Source organism: Nodosilinea nodulosa PCC 7104 (assembly GCF_000309385.1).
GTDB classification, from domain to species: domain Bacteria; phylum Cyanobacteriota; class Cyanobacteriia; order Phormidesmidales; family Phormidesmidaceae; genus Nodosilinea; species Nodosilinea nodulosa.
Genome location: NZ_JH976537.1, coordinates 796,761 through 810,804, shown reverse-complemented (window position 1 = coordinate 810,804; position 14,044 = coordinate 796,761). Strand labels below are relative to the sequence as shown.

The following is a 14,044-nucleotide window of genomic DNA, read 5'->3' as shown; positions in this document are numbered from 1 at the left end:
CTATGACAAATAGAAGCCAATATCTGCTGGATTTGGTCAAACGCAACGTCGAACCGTATATTGCCAACCCAAAAACTAGAGCCGTGATGGTGACGGGTTCAGTGGCGGAAGGGCTGTGCGACGAGTATTCCGACTGCGACGTGATGTTCTACTATGATGAGTTGCCTACTGAATCGGAGTTGGACCAGGCACGGCAGCAAAATCCGGGGGCAAAATTAGCTGAAATTCTGGGCGATCGCGCCGAAGGAGCCTTTGGCGAAACCCTCTGCATCGGCGGGGTAGAGTGCCAGTTTGCCCATGCGACCATTGCCCAGTGGGAGCGAGAAATTGCCAGCATTTTGGAAGCATTCGACATTACATCTCCCATCATTAAAGGGATGAGTGGTACCCTGAACGGCATCGCCATCTATGGCGAACCGCTGATTCAGCAGTGGCAGGCGCGCCTTGCCAACTACCCCGATGGACTGGCGCAGAGGATGGTGGAGCATTACCTGAAGTTTGTCCCGGTATGGGGCATGGGGAAAAAGCTGGCGCGACGGGATACCACCCTCTGGTATCACCAGATTTTGGTGGAGTCGGCTCAGAACATTCTGGGGGTCTTGTCTGGCCTGAACCGCCTGTATTTCTCGACCTTTCAGTTCAAGCGGATGGGGCACTTTGTTGAGCAGATGGCGATCGCCCCCGCAAACCTCTCAACTCGCCTTGAAGGGCTATTCCACCAGGAGGCTCCTGTCGCAGTCACTCAGCTGGAAGCTCTGGTACAAGAAACAACCGAATTAGTAGACATTCACATGCCCCAGGTAGATACTTCATTGGCAAAGCAAAAACTTGGGTGGAGACAGCAACCGTGGACACCAGCACCCCATTAAGCCCCATCAATACCGACATTGAAGCCCACATTCGCGACCAGGAAGCGCGTCTTTACGCAGCCATGCTTGCCTCCAATGTGGCCGAGCTAGATGCGCTGGTTGACGATGATTTACTGTTTGTCGGGCCAACCGGCGATCTGGCTACCAAAGCGATGGATCTCGAACTGCACCGCACCGGAGGCACCCGGTTTCATGAATTAGTGCCCAAATCACTAAACATTCGCGTTTGGAGCGAACACTTTGCCTTTGCCACCGCCAAAATTTACTTGAAAGGCGAGTTTCTAGGCGATGCCTTCGCCGGAAACTACTGCTACACCCGGGTCTGGCGCAAAGGGGAAAAGGGTTGGCAAATTGTCGGGGGCAGCGTCAGTGCGATCGCTGAATCCTCCTAAACGGAACGTCCTGCCCTGGCAGAATCGGCGGCTAGGGCATCATCGGGTATCCCTGCATCAAACGACGTGACGCCACCCGACGCCACCCCACAAATCACAGAGAATAAAAGGGATAATTGACCCCGATCGCCCCTCACACTTGACCATTCCGGTTAATGGCCATTCGCTAAGCAGCACCATGCCTTTACCGTCACGCACCTCTGCCCTCCTATCGGGCTGTTTAGCCGCCCTGGGGTGGGGGCTCACAGGCACGTTCATCAAGCTCATGCCGGGGTTTTCCACCTTAGAAGTCCTGGCGATTCGGTTGCTGGTGGCGCTTTTAATCACCCTGCCAGTTCTCGCGATCAATGCGTCACTCAGAACCCAGGTTTTTGCCCTGATGCGCACCCGCATGGGGCTGAGCCTGTCGAGCCTGATGGTGTTTTACTACTTGTTTGCGGTGCGGGCTTTTCAGCTTGCCCCCGTGAGCGATGTGGTGCTGATTGTTGGGCTGTCGCCTCTGATTGGGCTGGCGGTCAAAGCGGCTCTAAGGCAGCCCGTGGCCCTGCGGGAAGGGGGCGGGGCGGCGATCGCCTTCCTGGGCCTACTGCTGTTTGTCTGGCCCAAGCTCCAGGGGAGCGCTGGGCAATCAACATATTTAATCGGCTTGTTTTTTGCCTTTCTTTCCGCCTGTGTCACCCTCGGCTATGCCTCATTATTCAAGTATTACGCTGGCTACAAAACCAGCTTGAATCCGATCGCGGTGACGTTTGTGACATTTATGCTGGGTTCCGTCGTGGTCGGGGGACTTGCTGGAGCCGCTTCGCCCCAGTGGATCAGCCATATTCAGCAGTCAAACACGGTTTGGATTGCGCTGAGTTTGGGAACGGTATCAACTGTTGTGCCAACCCTGTGCTACAGCTATGCCGCGAAGCATCTTTCGCCGGTCGTGACCACAACATTGAACCTGCTCACACCCATTTTTGCCGCCATCATTGCCGTGCTTCTACTCAAGGAAGCGTTTCCACTCCTCAGCCTGATCGGAGCGACCTTGATTATCTCGGGCATATTGCTGCTGTCGCTGCCTGGCCCAATTCAAAGGAAGGAACCGTAAGCAGACTCCTTCACCTGTGGGCGATCGCCCCAATCAGCGCCTCCAGCATCGCGTCGTAGCTCTCATCGAGCGATCGCTCCAGCGTCATCAGTCCCTTCTGCTCGATCGCAATGAATCCATAGGTTGCCGCATTGAACATGCGCATCACGTCAATGAGCTGCGTTTCGGTCAGGTCGTAGGCGCTCAAGGCCCGGTGCAAAAAGCCCAGCAAATCGCGAATCACGGCTCCCGCTTGCGGATCATCGGGATGAAGCTGCACCTGCATCATCACCTGATAGCGGGCGGGGTGGGCTTTGGCAAAGTCGCGGGTGAAGTGGCCGAGCTGTTTCAGCAGATCGGGCGTGGTGGGGCGATCGCCCATCACCTGCTCACAGTCCGCCAGGTACTGCCGCCACAGTTCAATGGCCGTCTCCTGCTGGAGAGCGGCTCCGCTTTCCAGATGCTTGTAGATTGCCGGGGGCTTGATGCCCAGGGATCGCGCCACCCGGCTCACTCCCAGGGCATCGGCGCCCTCCTCGTCGATGCAGCGGATGGCGGCGGCAATCACATCCTGCCGGGATAGCGATTTTTCTTTTGGCGGACGACCCATCGCGAAATAACTTAGTTAACACCTTTAACTAAAAGTGAATATAATTAACTTTAGCAAGGGATAGCTCTGGCGTTGAAAGGGAAAATCCATGAGTGATCTGGTGTTTCGACCCGCCCACGAACTGGCGCAGATGATTCGCGATCGCACCGTCTCTGCCGTTGAAGTCCTAGATGCTCATCTAGCCCAGATTGACAGACATAACCCCACGCTAAATGCCATCTGCACTTTAGATGAGAGCAATGCCCGTGCCAGAGCAACTCAAGCGGATGAAGCGTTAGCAAACGGCGAAAATTGGGGTCCGCTGCATGGTGTTCCGATCACGATTAAAGACCTGTTTGAGACAGAAGGTTTGCGAACCACCGCAGGCTCTACGTCCCTTAAAAACTACCTGCCTCAACTCGATGCCGTTGCGGTCAGTCGGCTTCGGGCAGCAGGCGCTATCATCCTGGGAAAGACCAATGTGGGCGATTTGGCAGGCGGCTATCAGGGGCTTAACGATGTCTTCCCTCGTGTCAATAATCCCTGGAATTTAGGCTACACCCCTGGTGGCACTTCCAGCGGCAGTGCGGCCGCGATCGCGGCAGGGCTATCTCCCCTCGATCTCTGCTCTGACTTTGGCGGTTCGATTCGCCAACCTGCTCACTTTTGCGGCATCTATGGCTTGAAGCCTACCGATCGCCGAGTTCCCACGATTGGGCATATTCCTGAAACTCCAGGCTCCCCTCGCTGTATGCGCCAGATGTTGACCGTAGGAGGACTGGCGCGTTCAGTTCAAGATTTAATCATTTGTCTGCAAATCATTGCAGGCGCAGATGTCTCTCAGCCCGATATTCCTCCCGTATTGCTCGACCAACCAACGGATCGCCCCCTTCAGAGCCGACGGATTGCCTGGGTAGATGAGTGGTCACCCTACCCCGTTGCGGCAGACATTAAATTAGCAATGCAGTCGGCTGCCACGAATCTGACCGAAGCCGGAGTCAGGGTTGAAAAGTGGGTTCCCAATTTTGATTTTCCGGTTGCATGGCGAAACTATTACAGGCTTGCAGCCTACAACTTGATTTATGCCCAGTCCTTGACAGGAAGCGATATTCAGAAGCATCTAGCTTTTCTGTTTCGAGACAGTACTCAAGGCGATCGCGCTTTTCGCAGCCTCGGCAATCTGGCTAGCATTGGATTACCGATTTCCTTAAATCCAACATTAAAAGGTTATTTTGAAACTCTCACGGAGCGAGATCGGTTAACGGCTCAAATGGATCAAGAACTGGCTCAATGGGATGCCTGGCTTTGTCCGGTGGCAATGACGCCTGCATTCCCCCATTGCGATCGAGGTGCTGCAATTCAAGTAGATAATTACACCGTGCCCTATTCAATGGCATCGGGAGCCTATCTTGTCCCGTTCAACGCTACAGGGCATCCAGCGGTTGTAATTCCCATTGGGCAAACCTCAACTGGATTACCCATTGGCATGCAAATCATCGGTCAGCGCTGGCGAGAAATGGAATTGCTGGCGATCGCCCAGCAGCTTGACGAAATTATCGGTGACTTTCGAGCCCCGTCCAACTATTGCGAGTCGGCATCTAGCAAGTCAACCAGCTGAGGAGCGGGCAAGCTATTTAGCCGAACGCCTGCGGGCACTAGGGATTGATCCCAAACAGGTGTAAATCAGGCCCACAGCATCAGGTCTGCGCCTGTCTCAAAACCTGCCTTTGGTGGATCAGCACATACTCTTCCAGCTCTGGAATGGTTTTGTAGGCTGCAAATTTATCGCCCCGGTCAAAAATAATCACATGGGCCTTACTGTCCCCGCCATGGCGACCAACTGCCCCATCAAGTACTCGTGCTTGATGGAGCTAATGCGCTCGATTTCTAGATAGTCCTCCGTCGTAAAGCAGGCGTGACGTTGCCTAACAGTCATAGGTTGCCTCCGCAGCGGTTACCAGCAGGATGAAAGAGCCGCAGAGCGTAATTTTGCCGCTGCGGCGGCGAAGGTATGGGCGATACTGGTTTCGAACCAGTGACCTCTTCCGTGTGAAGGAAGCGCGCTACCACTGTGCTAATCGCCCGTTGGTCTCCTAAGATATCATATCCCCAGTGTGAGTTCGGCAGAAAATTCTTGAGCTATGCCATGTCGGGGGGGATGGGGCTAGTTTGCTGGGTCTGCTGAAGCTGAGCCTGGATTAGAGCCTGCATATCCTGGCGGCGAATTTCGACGCCCTGGCCAATTTGCCCAGGGGTTTCAAAGAAGATCAGACTGTCGATGGGCTGCATGGCTAGCAGCTGAAACAGGATGTGTACCACAGGAACTGGCAGCGCCATCACCTGAGGATCTTTGACCGTCGCCTGGCTGGTAGCGGCATCTTGCAGAGTAGGGTAGGCGTAGACAATATTCTTTTGGGTATCGGGCTGGTTGCGGTTGCTGAGGGTGGTCATCATCCAGCCCTGCTCTAGGGTTTGCAGCACGTAGTACTGCTCATGCTTGAGCTGACTTGCGATCGCCTTTAGGGTAGGCCCAATGGTAGTGATAGCATTGGCGGTCACGCCATCGTTGGGGGCGTTTTGCTGGAGGGAGATAATTTGGGCGTCGAGATCCATAGCGGGTACCGAGTGATTTTTGCGGGCCAGCCCAAATATTAACCCTGGGGCTGGGCCTGAGGGGCCAGGGCGCAAGGGAGCCTGCCAGGCCCGATCTAGCACCACTTTAGCGCAGGGGGGTGCGTCGCCCCGCATCCATAAAATTACGGACAGATGTTAAACTGCTGAGTAGCTTGCAACCCTCGGCCCATATCTACCAGTTCCGAACTTTTTTGGGTCAATTGGAGTCTACAGGAATGGGTTAGCCCAGGGCGATCGCCTATTCCAGAGTTGCAGCGGGCGCATCCACCACGTATCAACCACCTGAATATCGCTTCACGAGACTGTGTAGCTTTTTGAGGATAGCCAGATTGAATCAGGGTATCTGTGCATTGAGTGTGGATTCGCTTAGTCAGCTTTTCTACCAAGATTTGAAAACGGGGACAAGCGCCTCCGAGGCTGGCTGTCGGGCTATGGCTCAGCGCCTGGCCCAGGAGGTGCAGCGCATTTGCAGCGAGAGCGATCGCATCCAGGCGTCGGGCGATGTGGAGTCCTGGGCCAGATCCCTGGGCAAGCATCGACTAGACCAGTGCATGAAGTACTACAGTCTGGGGTCGCGCCAGGGCAGAGTCGAGTTGCACAGCACCCTCAGCGCCATCGTCTACCGCTACATTACGCCGCCCCAGGTGCAAACCAGCTATCAGGCGCGACTGGCGCTGATTGAAGACTTTTTGCAGGGCTTCTATGTAGAGGCGCTGAATGCCTTTCGGCGCGAGAACCAGCTCAGCGATCGCTACCAGCCCCGCACCCTTATCGAGCTGGCCGAGTTCATGGCCTTCTCAGAGCGCTACGGCAAGCGGCGCATTCCGCTGCCCGGTCGGCGCAGCCAGCAGCTGATTATCCTGCGGGCTCAGACCTTCTCTAAGCAGCAGCCCCCCGAAGTCGCCATCGATATCGAGCAGGCCACCGACTACGGCGGCGACGGCGACGACCTGCGCCCCGCTGCCTCCCACCAGCGGGTGCGCGAGGAAATGATTGCCCAGGCCGACGATCTGCCCGAGAATTCGCTGCGCGGGCGCGTCGTAGAGGAGCTGCTGGCCTACCTCAAGGAGCGCAACCAGGACGAGTGCGCCGACTACTTTACCCTCAGGCTGCTCGACCTGCCCACCCAGGAAATCGAGTCGCTGCTCAACCTCACCCCCCGCCAGCGCGACTACCTCCAGCAGCGCTTTAAGTACCATCTTTTGCGCTTTGCCCTCTCCCACCACTGGGAGCTGGTGCACGAGTGGCTAGAGGCCGGCCTGGAGACCAACCTGGGATTGACGGCCCAGCAGTGGCAGCAGCTGCAAAACACCCTCAGCGCCAAGCAGGGCAAACTGCTGAACCTGAAGCAGCAGGGCATAGCTGACGGCGAAGCCGCTAAAATTTTGGGCATGACCACCACCCAGTTTCAAAAGCAGTGGACTAAGCTGCTAGAGCACGCCTGGGAGATTCGTAACATTTAGTTATCCGTCAAACATCCATCCGGACAGACTACAGCAGGCCATGAATAGAGATTCAGATATCCCCGAAGACCTCTTGTTAAAGCTTTTGCTAGAGCCGCTTTCGGGGGACAACTCGCCATCAGGACCTCACTTTTCCCCGGCTGTTGACGCTGAGCCAGAGGAGGCAGAACGCCTGCCTAATTCCCCGGTCTACCCTGGTTTTGAACCATCTACCCCAGCGCCACTGGCTTCAAATGACGACGCGAGCAACGCCACCTACACCCCTGTCTTTGACTCTGGAGACCTATCCACTGTGCAACCCCATTTTGAAGCCCTTTTGAAGCGCCGCCTGCGGCAGGAAATTGTCCACCGCCCGCCCCTGTTTCCCTGGGAGAAGGGCCTGCAGGAGTATCCCGACGCCCTCCGCTCCGGTGCCGCCTCCGTTTGGTTAGACCACCTCAAGACCCTCTCGGTTCCCGCTGGGCTGCCTGAAGATGTTCTGGCCGACTTGCTAAACCAGTGCCAGCAGGTGGCCGACGATATCCGCCAGACCGGTCGACGGCTGGTGGCTGCCGTGGAGTCGCTGTTTCCCGACCAGCCCCAAACCCTGGAATACATTGCTGGGCTGGTGGCTCGCCCTGCCTACCGCTCGGCCCAATCCCAGACTCTGGCCCAGGTAGACTACGCTACGGCTTCAACCCAGCAGCAGATGGCCCTGGCTATGCTGGCGGCCCAGGGCATTTTCGAGGCCCTGTCGCTGACGGTGTCGGCGACTGCCCCCACCCAGGAGCAGACCTGGCTGACCGCCTCTGGCGCGATGACGGTGCAGGCCACCTACAGCGCCCCTGAAGCCCAACTAGAGGCCCAACTAGAGATAAGAGCGGTGCTGCCGACGGGGGGCAGTCTGGTGCTCACTAACCTGGCTGAGACGATTGGCTCGGAGCGCTCTACCCCTGGGGATCTGGTGCTGCGGCTAGCGACGCAGCCCGGCGCCGTGCACCGGCTGGACATCAGCCTGGGGCAGGAGCAGATTGCACCCCTCAGCTTTCAGGTGATGATTGCCGCCTAGCTGAGCGGTTCTGGGCAGGGGCTGGTGCAGCGGTTAGCATGGAGGCGACCTACCCACTTGTCGCCATGGTTGCTTTCCGCTGGCTGGCCTCTTCCCCTTTAGCCAGGCCCATTTCCCCCGACGAAATTGAAGACTCGCTGCTGTTGCGAGTGCTGGTGCAGGGGCTGGTAACCCTGGGAATTTGCTCGGTGGTGGTGGCTGCTGCTGGGGTCACCGCCGCTTCGTGGCTGAATTTGCTGGCGATACCCCTCAGCGCCGTGGGTGCGGCCTTTAGCTGGCAGCGTCGCCGCGATCGCAACATCGCCATCAAGTTTTTCATTGCCATTGGCATGCTGATGGCGATGGCGGCCTTTTTTGCCCGGCTCATAGCGGAACCGGGGGATACCCGCATCGTGCTGGCGGAGCTGCTGGTACAGCTGCAGGTGCTGCACAGCTTTGATCTGCCGCGCCGCAAAGATCTGGGCTACTCGATGATGATTGGCCTGATTTTGCTGGGCGTGGCCGCCACCATTAGCCAAACCCTGGCCTTTGCGCCGCTGCTGCTGATGTTTTTGGCGATGGCCATTCCGGTGCTGGGGCTGGACTATCAGTCGCGGCTGGGGCTGGGGTCGTCGGGTTGGGCCGGGGGCAGGCTGCGGCCTACCCTGAGGCGGCTGGTGGGTTTGGTGGCGCTGATCGTGGGCCTGGGGCTGCTGATCTTCTTGTTTTTGCCCCGGCTGCCGGGGTACCAGATCCAGAATTTTCCGGTTAGCTCGGTGATTGACACGCCGGGCGATTTTTCGGGGGAAGACATTCTCAACCCGGCCTACCGCAATAAAGGCAGCGACGACGGCGAAGGGTTTGACCAGGGCGGCGGGGCCGGGGCTATCCAGGGGCAGGGAAAAACCACCGGGCCGGGGGTGGTCGATATGATCTCCTACTACGGCTTTAACCAGCGCATGAACCAGAACCTGCGCGGCACCATGACGCCCCAGGTGGTGATGCGGGTCAGGTCGCAGGCGCCGGGCTTTTGGCGGGTGCTGGCCTTTGACACTTACACGGGCCAGGGCTGGGATATCTCCCGCAACGACGAGACCCAGACGCTACAGCGATCGCGGTTTTCGGCCCAGACCTTTTTGCCTGTGAACCCGCACCTGGGCCGCTACCGCGACGTGGTGCAGACCTACACCCTGGTCAGCGAGCTGCCGAACCTGATTCCGGCCATGTACCAGGCCAAGGAGCTGTACTTCCCCACCCGCGAGGTGGCCATCGATGCCGAGGGCAGCCTCCGGTCGCCGGTGATTTTGCAGGAGGGCATGACCTATTCGGCGGTGTCGCGGGTGCCCTACCGCGATCGCACCCAGCTGCGGGCCGCAGGCACCCTCTACGCCCCCGGCATTCGCTCCCACTATCTCCAGGTGCCCCAGGAAATTCTCGAACCCGTGCGCGCCAAAACCCAGGAACTGCTGGCCACCGCCCCTACCCCCCTCACCGACAACTACGAAAAGGCCCTCTACCTGACCCAAACCCTCAAGCAGCGCTATACCATTCAGCCCGAGCTGCCCTTTTTTACCCCCGACCAGGACCTGGTCGAAAGCTTTTTGTTTAGCACCGAAGGGGGCTACCCAGACCACTTCGCCACCGTGCTGACGATCATGCTGCGATCGATCGACATTCCCGCCCGCCTGGTGGCCGGGTTTGGCGAAGGCGACTTCAACCCCTTCACCGGGTTTTACGTGGTGCGCAATACCGATGCCTACGCCATCGCCGAAGTCTACTTTCCCCAGTACGGCTGGTTTGGCTTCGACCCCATTCCTGGCCATGAGATCATTCCTCCCAGCTTGAAAGAGTACGAGGCCTTTAGCCTGGTGCGGCGGTTTTGGAGCTGGATCGCGGGCTGGCTGCCCTCTCCCCTGGTGGGCCTGATCGACGGCCTGATCACGCTGCTGGGCGACGGGCTGGCCTACCTGATTCGCACCTTCACGGCGCTGCTAAATCTAGGCTGGATCGGCATTATGCTGGGCATTGCGATCGCCACCCTCCTGGGGTTTTTGGCCTGGCTGGCCTTTTTGGGGCTGCGCCGGGGCTGGCGCTACCGACGGCTGCGCCAGCTTGACCCCACAGAGCGCCTATATCAGCAAATGCTGACCTGGTTTGCCCAGCAGGGCCACGGCAAAACTCCCTTCGAGACCCCCATCGAGTACGGTCAGCGCCTCTACCAGCAGACCAAGGCCCAGACCGCCCAGGCCGCCAACGAAATCACCCACGCCTACGTGCGCTGGCGCTACGGCGGTGAACCCCAAAACCTGCCCTATCTGAGCGAAAAACTGCGCACCATCCGGCAAAACCGCCCCCAGCGGCAGCGGCTCGCCCGCCGCTAAATCGAGGTCGATTGGTTCAGGGCAATCATTGATTTTCTTGAGGTTTCCGCTATGCTCGATCCATTAGGCTCAGTCCATTGGGTAAGAGTAGGTGAGTCAGGGTTGTCGGTAAACCAATGACCCGTGCAATTCCTTGATCTGCCATCACCCACCTACCCATCCAATCCCTACTCCCCCACTCCCCACCGCAATGCTCAAAACCCTCGTCCAAAACTCCCTCAAGTCGTTCAACGTTGCCACCAACGGCGGTGCCGCCTTCTCCCCGGCCCAGTTTGATGCCGACGTGATGACCACCTACGGGCGCTTCCCGATCGCGCTAACCAAGGGCCGAGGCAGTTTTGTGTGGGATGACCAGGGCCGTCGCTACCTCGACTTTGTGGCCGGTATTGCCACCTGCACCCTGGGCCACGCCCACCCGGCTATGGTCGAGGCGGTCAGCAAGCAGATTCAAACCCTGCACCACGTCTCAAACCTCTACTACATTCCCGAGCAGGGGGCGCTGGCCCACTGGCTGGTGGAGCATTCCTGCTGCGATCGCGTCTTTTTCTGCAACTCCGGGGCCGAGGCCAACGAGGGAGCGATTAAGCTGGCCCGCAAGTACGCCCACACCCGGCGGGGCATCAACAATCCTTTAATCATCACCGCTCAGGCCAGCTTCCACGGGCGCACCCTGGCCACCGTCACCGCCACGGGCCAGCCCAAGTACCAAAAAAACTTTGACCCGCTGATGCCGGGGTTTGCCTACGTACCCTACAACGACATCGCGGCCCTGGAGTCGCTAGTCGCCGAACTGGATGCCGAGACACCCCAGGTCGCCGCCATCATGCTCGAAGCCCTCCAGGGCGAAGGGGGCGTCTGCCCAGGGGATGCCCCCTACTTCCAGCGCATTCGCCAGCTTTGCGACGAAAAGGGCATTCTGCTGATTCTCGATGAGGTGCAGGTGGGGGTAGGCCGCACCGGCACCCTCTGGGGGTTCGAGAACCTGGGTATAGAGCCCGACATTTTCACCTCGGCCAAGGGGCTGGGCGGCGGCATCCCGATTGGGGCCATGCTGTGTAAAGCTGCCTGCGCTGTGTTTGAGCCAGGCGACCACGCCAGCACCTTTGGCGGCAATCCCTTTGCCTGCAAGGTAGGTCTCACGGTGTGCGAAACCCTGGAGGCCGAAAACCTGCTGGGCAACGTCAAGCAGCGCGGCGAACAGCTGCGGTTTGGCCTACAGCGGCTGGTGCAGCAGTACCCCGACCTGGTAGAGCAGGTGCGCGGCTGGGGTTTGATCAACGGCCTGGTGCTTCAGCCCGACTCGACGATCAAGTCGGTGGATATTGTCAAAGCCGCGATGGATGAAGGTCTGCTGCTGGTGCCCGCCGGGCCGCAGGTGGTGCGCTTTGTGCCGCCGCTGAATGTAAGCGCCGATGAGGTGCAGCAGGCGCTCATGGCCATAGAAAAAGCCGTGGCGCTGCTGGTGAAGCGGGAGCATGCTCAGTAATGTCTGAATTGCCCGATGAGGTGTTAGGGCGCTCCGCTCACCGCGATCTCACTTTCGCGATTTAACTTTCAAACCGTGGTTGGCTGAGAAAAGTCGCAGCCAGCGACGGTTTTGGATGGATGCAGTTTTGATGGATGTGGGTAAGGGTAGCGCGATCGCTGGGTATAGCTAGAGCCAGAAAGGTTAGAACACTTCACAGGTAGCTCTCATGCGATAGCTATACGCCGATGCGCTGCCCCAGCCTTCGCATTGGCGATCGCTACTGTCCTAAGCCCATTGGCCACAGCTATATCACCCAGCTTTTTCGGCCTCTGCCGATTTGCGGGTGAGCAGGTAGAACAATGGCCCAAATGAGCCTGTAGCCAGGGTCGCAACGATCCAAGGCCACGGATTGCGCCCGGTTGCCCTAGCATCGCGCCACATCCAAACCATGACGAGGCTTAGCGCAATCACTAGATCGGCAAAGACTTGGCCTGCACCAAAGCTTTGAAAGTGGGGCGCGAGAATACCCCAGTACCCGTGCTGCCAGAGGGCCACGGCGCTGAGGGCACCGAACAAGAGCAAAATAACAACGATTAAACTACGCATGGCGAAACCTCTCTAAGGATGGTACGTTCAGTATTTAGCGTCTACCTCATACCTGCAATTACCTCAGAGGTAATCAAATTGTCTCTGGGTCGTGGTCAACTCCAGCGATCGCCATGTCAACTCCAACTTTGACGGGCACCCTGCGCCAGGTGCGGAAGGCTCAGCGGCTGAGTCAACTCGAGCTGTCGCTGCGCCTGGGGGTGTCTCAGCGGCACGTAAGTTTTGTCGAAAGTGGCCGGGCCAAACCCAGCCGCGAGCTGCTGGCGGCCTGGCTGCAAGAGCTAGACGCCCCGCTGATATTGCGCAATGAGGTCATGTTGCAGGCGGGCTACGCACCGATTTACACCGCCGCGCGGCTGGATGACCCGGCCCTAGAGCAGATCAACTCGGCCCTAGAACAACTGCTGTTTGCCCACGACCCCATGCCCGCGCTGGTCATCGACGAGCACTGGAATTTGCTGCGCTTAAACCGGGGGGGCCAATGGCTGGCCGCTGCGCTAATGCCAGGAGCCGCTGATCTACCGGGCGATGTGCCAATCAATTTGCTAGACATGCTGGCTCACCCCCAGGGGTTTGCCAAACCGATTGTCAATTTAGAGGAAGTCGGCCCCACCCTACTGGCCCACTTGCGGCACGAGGCCTCAGTGCAGCCCGCCCTAACACCTAAGGTAGATGCGTTTGAAGCCATGCTGCACAGTCGTTTGGGTAGCAAGAACTTGCACACAAACTGGTCGCACCCTACAGTTCCAGTGCTGACAACGCGCTACGCAACTGAGTATGGTGAACTGGCATTTTTTAGCATGTTTACGACCTTCGGCACACCGCAAGACATTACCCTGGCATCGTTGCGAGTGGAGCATTTATTTGCCGCCGATGAGGCCACCCATGCAGTACTTAAAGCCCAGGTTCAATAGATGATTCGAGTTGCTAAGCTAAAGCCAAATAACGAGGCGTAATAGCAAAGATAAATATTGTCTTGTTTACCTATAGCTATTGCTTTATCACATCAAAAAAAGGGGATTTTGTAGGTTAGGTGGAACGAAGTGAAACCCAACAGCCGTAAGCTTTTAGCGCTTTGCCCAACCTATAGATTTAAGCCTGATAAACCATTAGAGCCAGAAAGGTTAGGACCTGATTGACTCACAAAAATTCTGATGTAGGTTGGTGTTGAGCGAAGTAGCATCTTCAGAGGAGAAACCCCAACACCAGTAACGGTTTTGTTGGGTTATGCTAACGCTAACCCAACCTACGCCAGCATAAGAATTTCAAGGGTTTTGTCAGTCACCAGGATTAGGAAACTTTAGAAGCAGCTCTTATAACGAATCCGAATTGCAAACCCCGATTCCGTAAAGGCCAATTTGTAATGCCTGGCAGCTTAGCTCTAGCCTTGGCGATCGATGTTCTTAACGTACAGGATTTTTTTAAAAAAACTGGAGTTTTATTGCCTTAATAATAAACACAATAAACATAAAAAGAGGCCGAGGTTTAACCCCCAGCCTCTTGAGTTTTTACTTACCTTGCTAGACGAGAGCTAGCTTACTTT

General features: G+C 57.4%; 12 protein-coding genes, 1 tRNA gene and 1 pseudogene. 9 read left to right on the top strand and 5 right to left on the bottom strand.

Annotation, left to right across the window (positions count from 1 at the left end; all coding sequences use genetic code 11):
* Positions 1-2: 2 nt before the first annotated feature.
* The 3 genes from LEPTO7104_RS0103495 to LEPTO7104_RS0103485 all read left to right on the top strand — a co-directional run bounded on the left by LEPTO7104_RS0103495 (position 3) and on the right by LEPTO7104_RS0103485 (position 2,354).
* Positions 3-869, top strand: a complete 867-nt coding sequence (locus LEPTO7104_RS0103495) for a hypothetical protein (RefSeq protein WP_017297158.1) — start codon at positions 3-5, stop codon at positions 867-869.
* Positions 848-1,261 (top strand): nuclear transport factor 2 family protein, encoded by a 414-nt coding sequence (locus LEPTO7104_RS0103490; protein ID WP_017297157.1) that lies wholly within the window; start codon positions 848-850, stop codon positions 1,259-1,261. Before LEPTO7104_RS0103495 ends, LEPTO7104_RS0103490 begins: the two co-directional genes overlap by 22 nt.
* 178 nt (positions 1,262-1,439) lie before the next feature.
* The gene (locus LEPTO7104_RS0103485; protein ID WP_040695263.1) at positions 1,440-2,354 is read left to right on the top strand and encodes a DMT family transporter; all 915 of its coding nucleotides are present in this window, start codon (positions 1,440-1,442) and stop codon (positions 2,352-2,354) included.
* A gap of 10 nt (positions 2,355-2,364) precedes the next feature.
* On the opposite strand, the gene LEPTO7104_RS0103480 is transcribed toward LEPTO7104_RS0103485, so the two are convergent.
* Positions 2,365-2,943: a TetR/AcrR family transcriptional regulator gene (locus tag LEPTO7104_RS0103480; protein WP_017297155.1), complete on the bottom strand. Its 579-nt coding sequence runs from the start codon at positions 2,941-2,943 to the stop codon at positions 2,365-2,367.
* An 88-nt stretch (positions 2,944-3,031) separates the two neighbouring features.
* Between LEPTO7104_RS0103480 and LEPTO7104_RS0103475 the strand changes: the two genes are divergently transcribed.
* Positions 3,032-4,540 carry an amidase gene (locus LEPTO7104_RS0103475; RefSeq protein WP_017297154.1) on the top strand — a complete coding sequence of 503 codons (1,509 nt, stop codon included), beginning with the start codon at positions 3,032-3,034 and terminating at the stop codon, positions 4,538-4,540.
* A 97-nt stretch (positions 4,541-4,637) separates the two neighbouring features.
* Here LEPTO7104_RS0103475 and LEPTO7104_RS43480 read toward each other — a convergent pair.
* From LEPTO7104_RS43480 to LEPTO7104_RS0103455, 3 genes and pseudogenes are all read right to left on the bottom strand, one after another.
* Positions 4,638-4,858: pseudogene (locus LEPTO7104_RS43480) on the bottom strand (hypothetical protein); the annotation flags it as partial.
* 76 nt (positions 4,859-4,934) lie between these two features.
* Positions 4,935-5,006 (bottom strand) — tRNA-Val (locus LEPTO7104_RS0103460).
* Positions 5,007-5,061: 55 nt separating this feature from the next.
* The gene (locus LEPTO7104_RS0103455) at positions 5,062-5,535 is read right to left on the bottom strand and encodes a hypothetical protein (protein ID WP_026072337.1); all 474 of its coding nucleotides are present in this window, start codon (positions 5,533-5,535) and stop codon (positions 5,062-5,064) included.
* A 410-nt stretch (positions 5,536-5,945) separates the two neighbouring features.
* Between LEPTO7104_RS0103455 and hetZ the strand changes: the two genes are divergently transcribed.
* The 4 genes from hetZ to LEPTO7104_RS0103435 all read left to right on the top strand — a co-directional run bounded on the left by hetZ (position 5,946) and on the right by LEPTO7104_RS0103435 (position 11,913).
* A complete protein-coding gene (gene hetZ / locus LEPTO7104_RS0103450; protein WP_422879846.1) occupies positions 5,946-7,019 on the top strand; it encodes a heterocyst differentiation protein HetZ in 1,074 nt (357 codons plus the stop codon).
* Positions 7,020-7,311: 292 nt separating this feature from the next.
* A complete protein-coding gene (locus LEPTO7104_RS36640; protein WP_155523501.1) occupies positions 7,312-8,067 on the top strand; it encodes a hypothetical protein in 756 nt (251 codons plus the stop codon).
* Between the two features lie 65 nt (positions 8,068-8,132).
* Positions 8,133-10,427 carry a transglutaminase TgpA family protein gene (locus LEPTO7104_RS0103440; protein WP_155523500.1) on the top strand — a complete coding sequence of 765 codons (2,295 nt, stop codon included), beginning with the start codon at positions 8,133-8,135 and terminating at the stop codon, positions 10,425-10,427.
* A 190-nt stretch (positions 10,428-10,617) separates the two neighbouring features.
* Complete coding sequence (locus LEPTO7104_RS0103435) at positions 10,618-11,913, top strand: acetylornithine/succinylornithine family transaminase (protein ID WP_017297147.1); 1,296 nt, start codon at positions 10,618-10,620, stop codon at positions 11,911-11,913.
* 291 nt (positions 11,914-12,204) lie between these two features.
* Here the strand turns inward: LEPTO7104_RS0103435 and LEPTO7104_RS0103430 are convergent, their stop codons facing one another.
* The gene (locus LEPTO7104_RS0103430; RefSeq protein ID WP_026072335.1) at positions 12,205-12,501 is read right to left on the bottom strand and encodes a DUF2834 domain-containing protein; all 297 of its coding nucleotides are present in this window, start codon (positions 12,499-12,501) and stop codon (positions 12,205-12,207) included.
* Between the two features lie 113 nt (positions 12,502-12,614).
* On the opposite strand from LEPTO7104_RS0103430, the gene LEPTO7104_RS0103425 reads away from it, so the two are divergent.
* Positions 12,615-13,415: a helix-turn-helix domain-containing protein gene (locus LEPTO7104_RS0103425; protein WP_017297145.1), complete on the top strand. Its 801-nt coding sequence runs from the start codon at positions 12,615-12,617 to the stop codon at positions 13,413-13,415.
* Positions 13,416-14,044 lie beyond the last annotated feature (629 nt).

Bases quoted from the DNA above. Each gene is read 5' to 3' on its own strand.
- LEPTO7104_RS0103495 (WP_017297158.1), top strand. From the start codon at position 3: ATGACAAATAGAAGCCAATATCTGCTGGATTTGGTCAAACGCAACGTC.
- LEPTO7104_RS0103485 (WP_040695263.1), top strand. From the start codon at position 1,440: ATGCCTTTACCGTCACGCACCTCTGCCCTCCTATCGGGCTGTTTAGCC.
- LEPTO7104_RS0103480 (WP_017297155.1), bottom strand. From the start codon at position 2,943: ATGGGTCGTCCGCCAAAAGAAAAATCGCTATCCCGGCAGGATGTGATT.
- LEPTO7104_RS0103475 (WP_017297154.1), top strand. From the start codon at position 3,032: ATGAGTGATCTGGTGTTTCGACCCGCCCACGAACTGGCGCAGATGATT.
- LEPTO7104_RS0103455 (WP_026072337.1), bottom strand. From the start codon at position 5,535: ATGGATCTCGACGCCCAAATTATCTCCCTCCAGCAAAACGCCCCCAAC.
- LEPTO7104_RS0103440 (WP_155523500.1), top strand. From the start codon at position 8,133: ATGGTTGCTTTCCGCTGGCTGGCCTCTTCCCCTTTAGCCAGGCCCATT.
- LEPTO7104_RS0103435 (WP_017297147.1), top strand. From the start codon at position 10,618: ATGCTCAAAACCCTCGTCCAAAACTCCCTCAAGTCGTTCAACGTTGCC.
- LEPTO7104_RS0103430 (WP_026072335.1), bottom strand. From the start codon at position 12,501: ATGCGTAGTTTAATCGTTGTTATTTTGCTCTTGTTCGGTGCCCTCAGC.
- LEPTO7104_RS0103425 (WP_017297145.1), top strand. From the start codon at position 12,615: ATGTCAACTCCAACTTTGACGGGCACCCTGCGCCAGGTGCGGAAGGCT.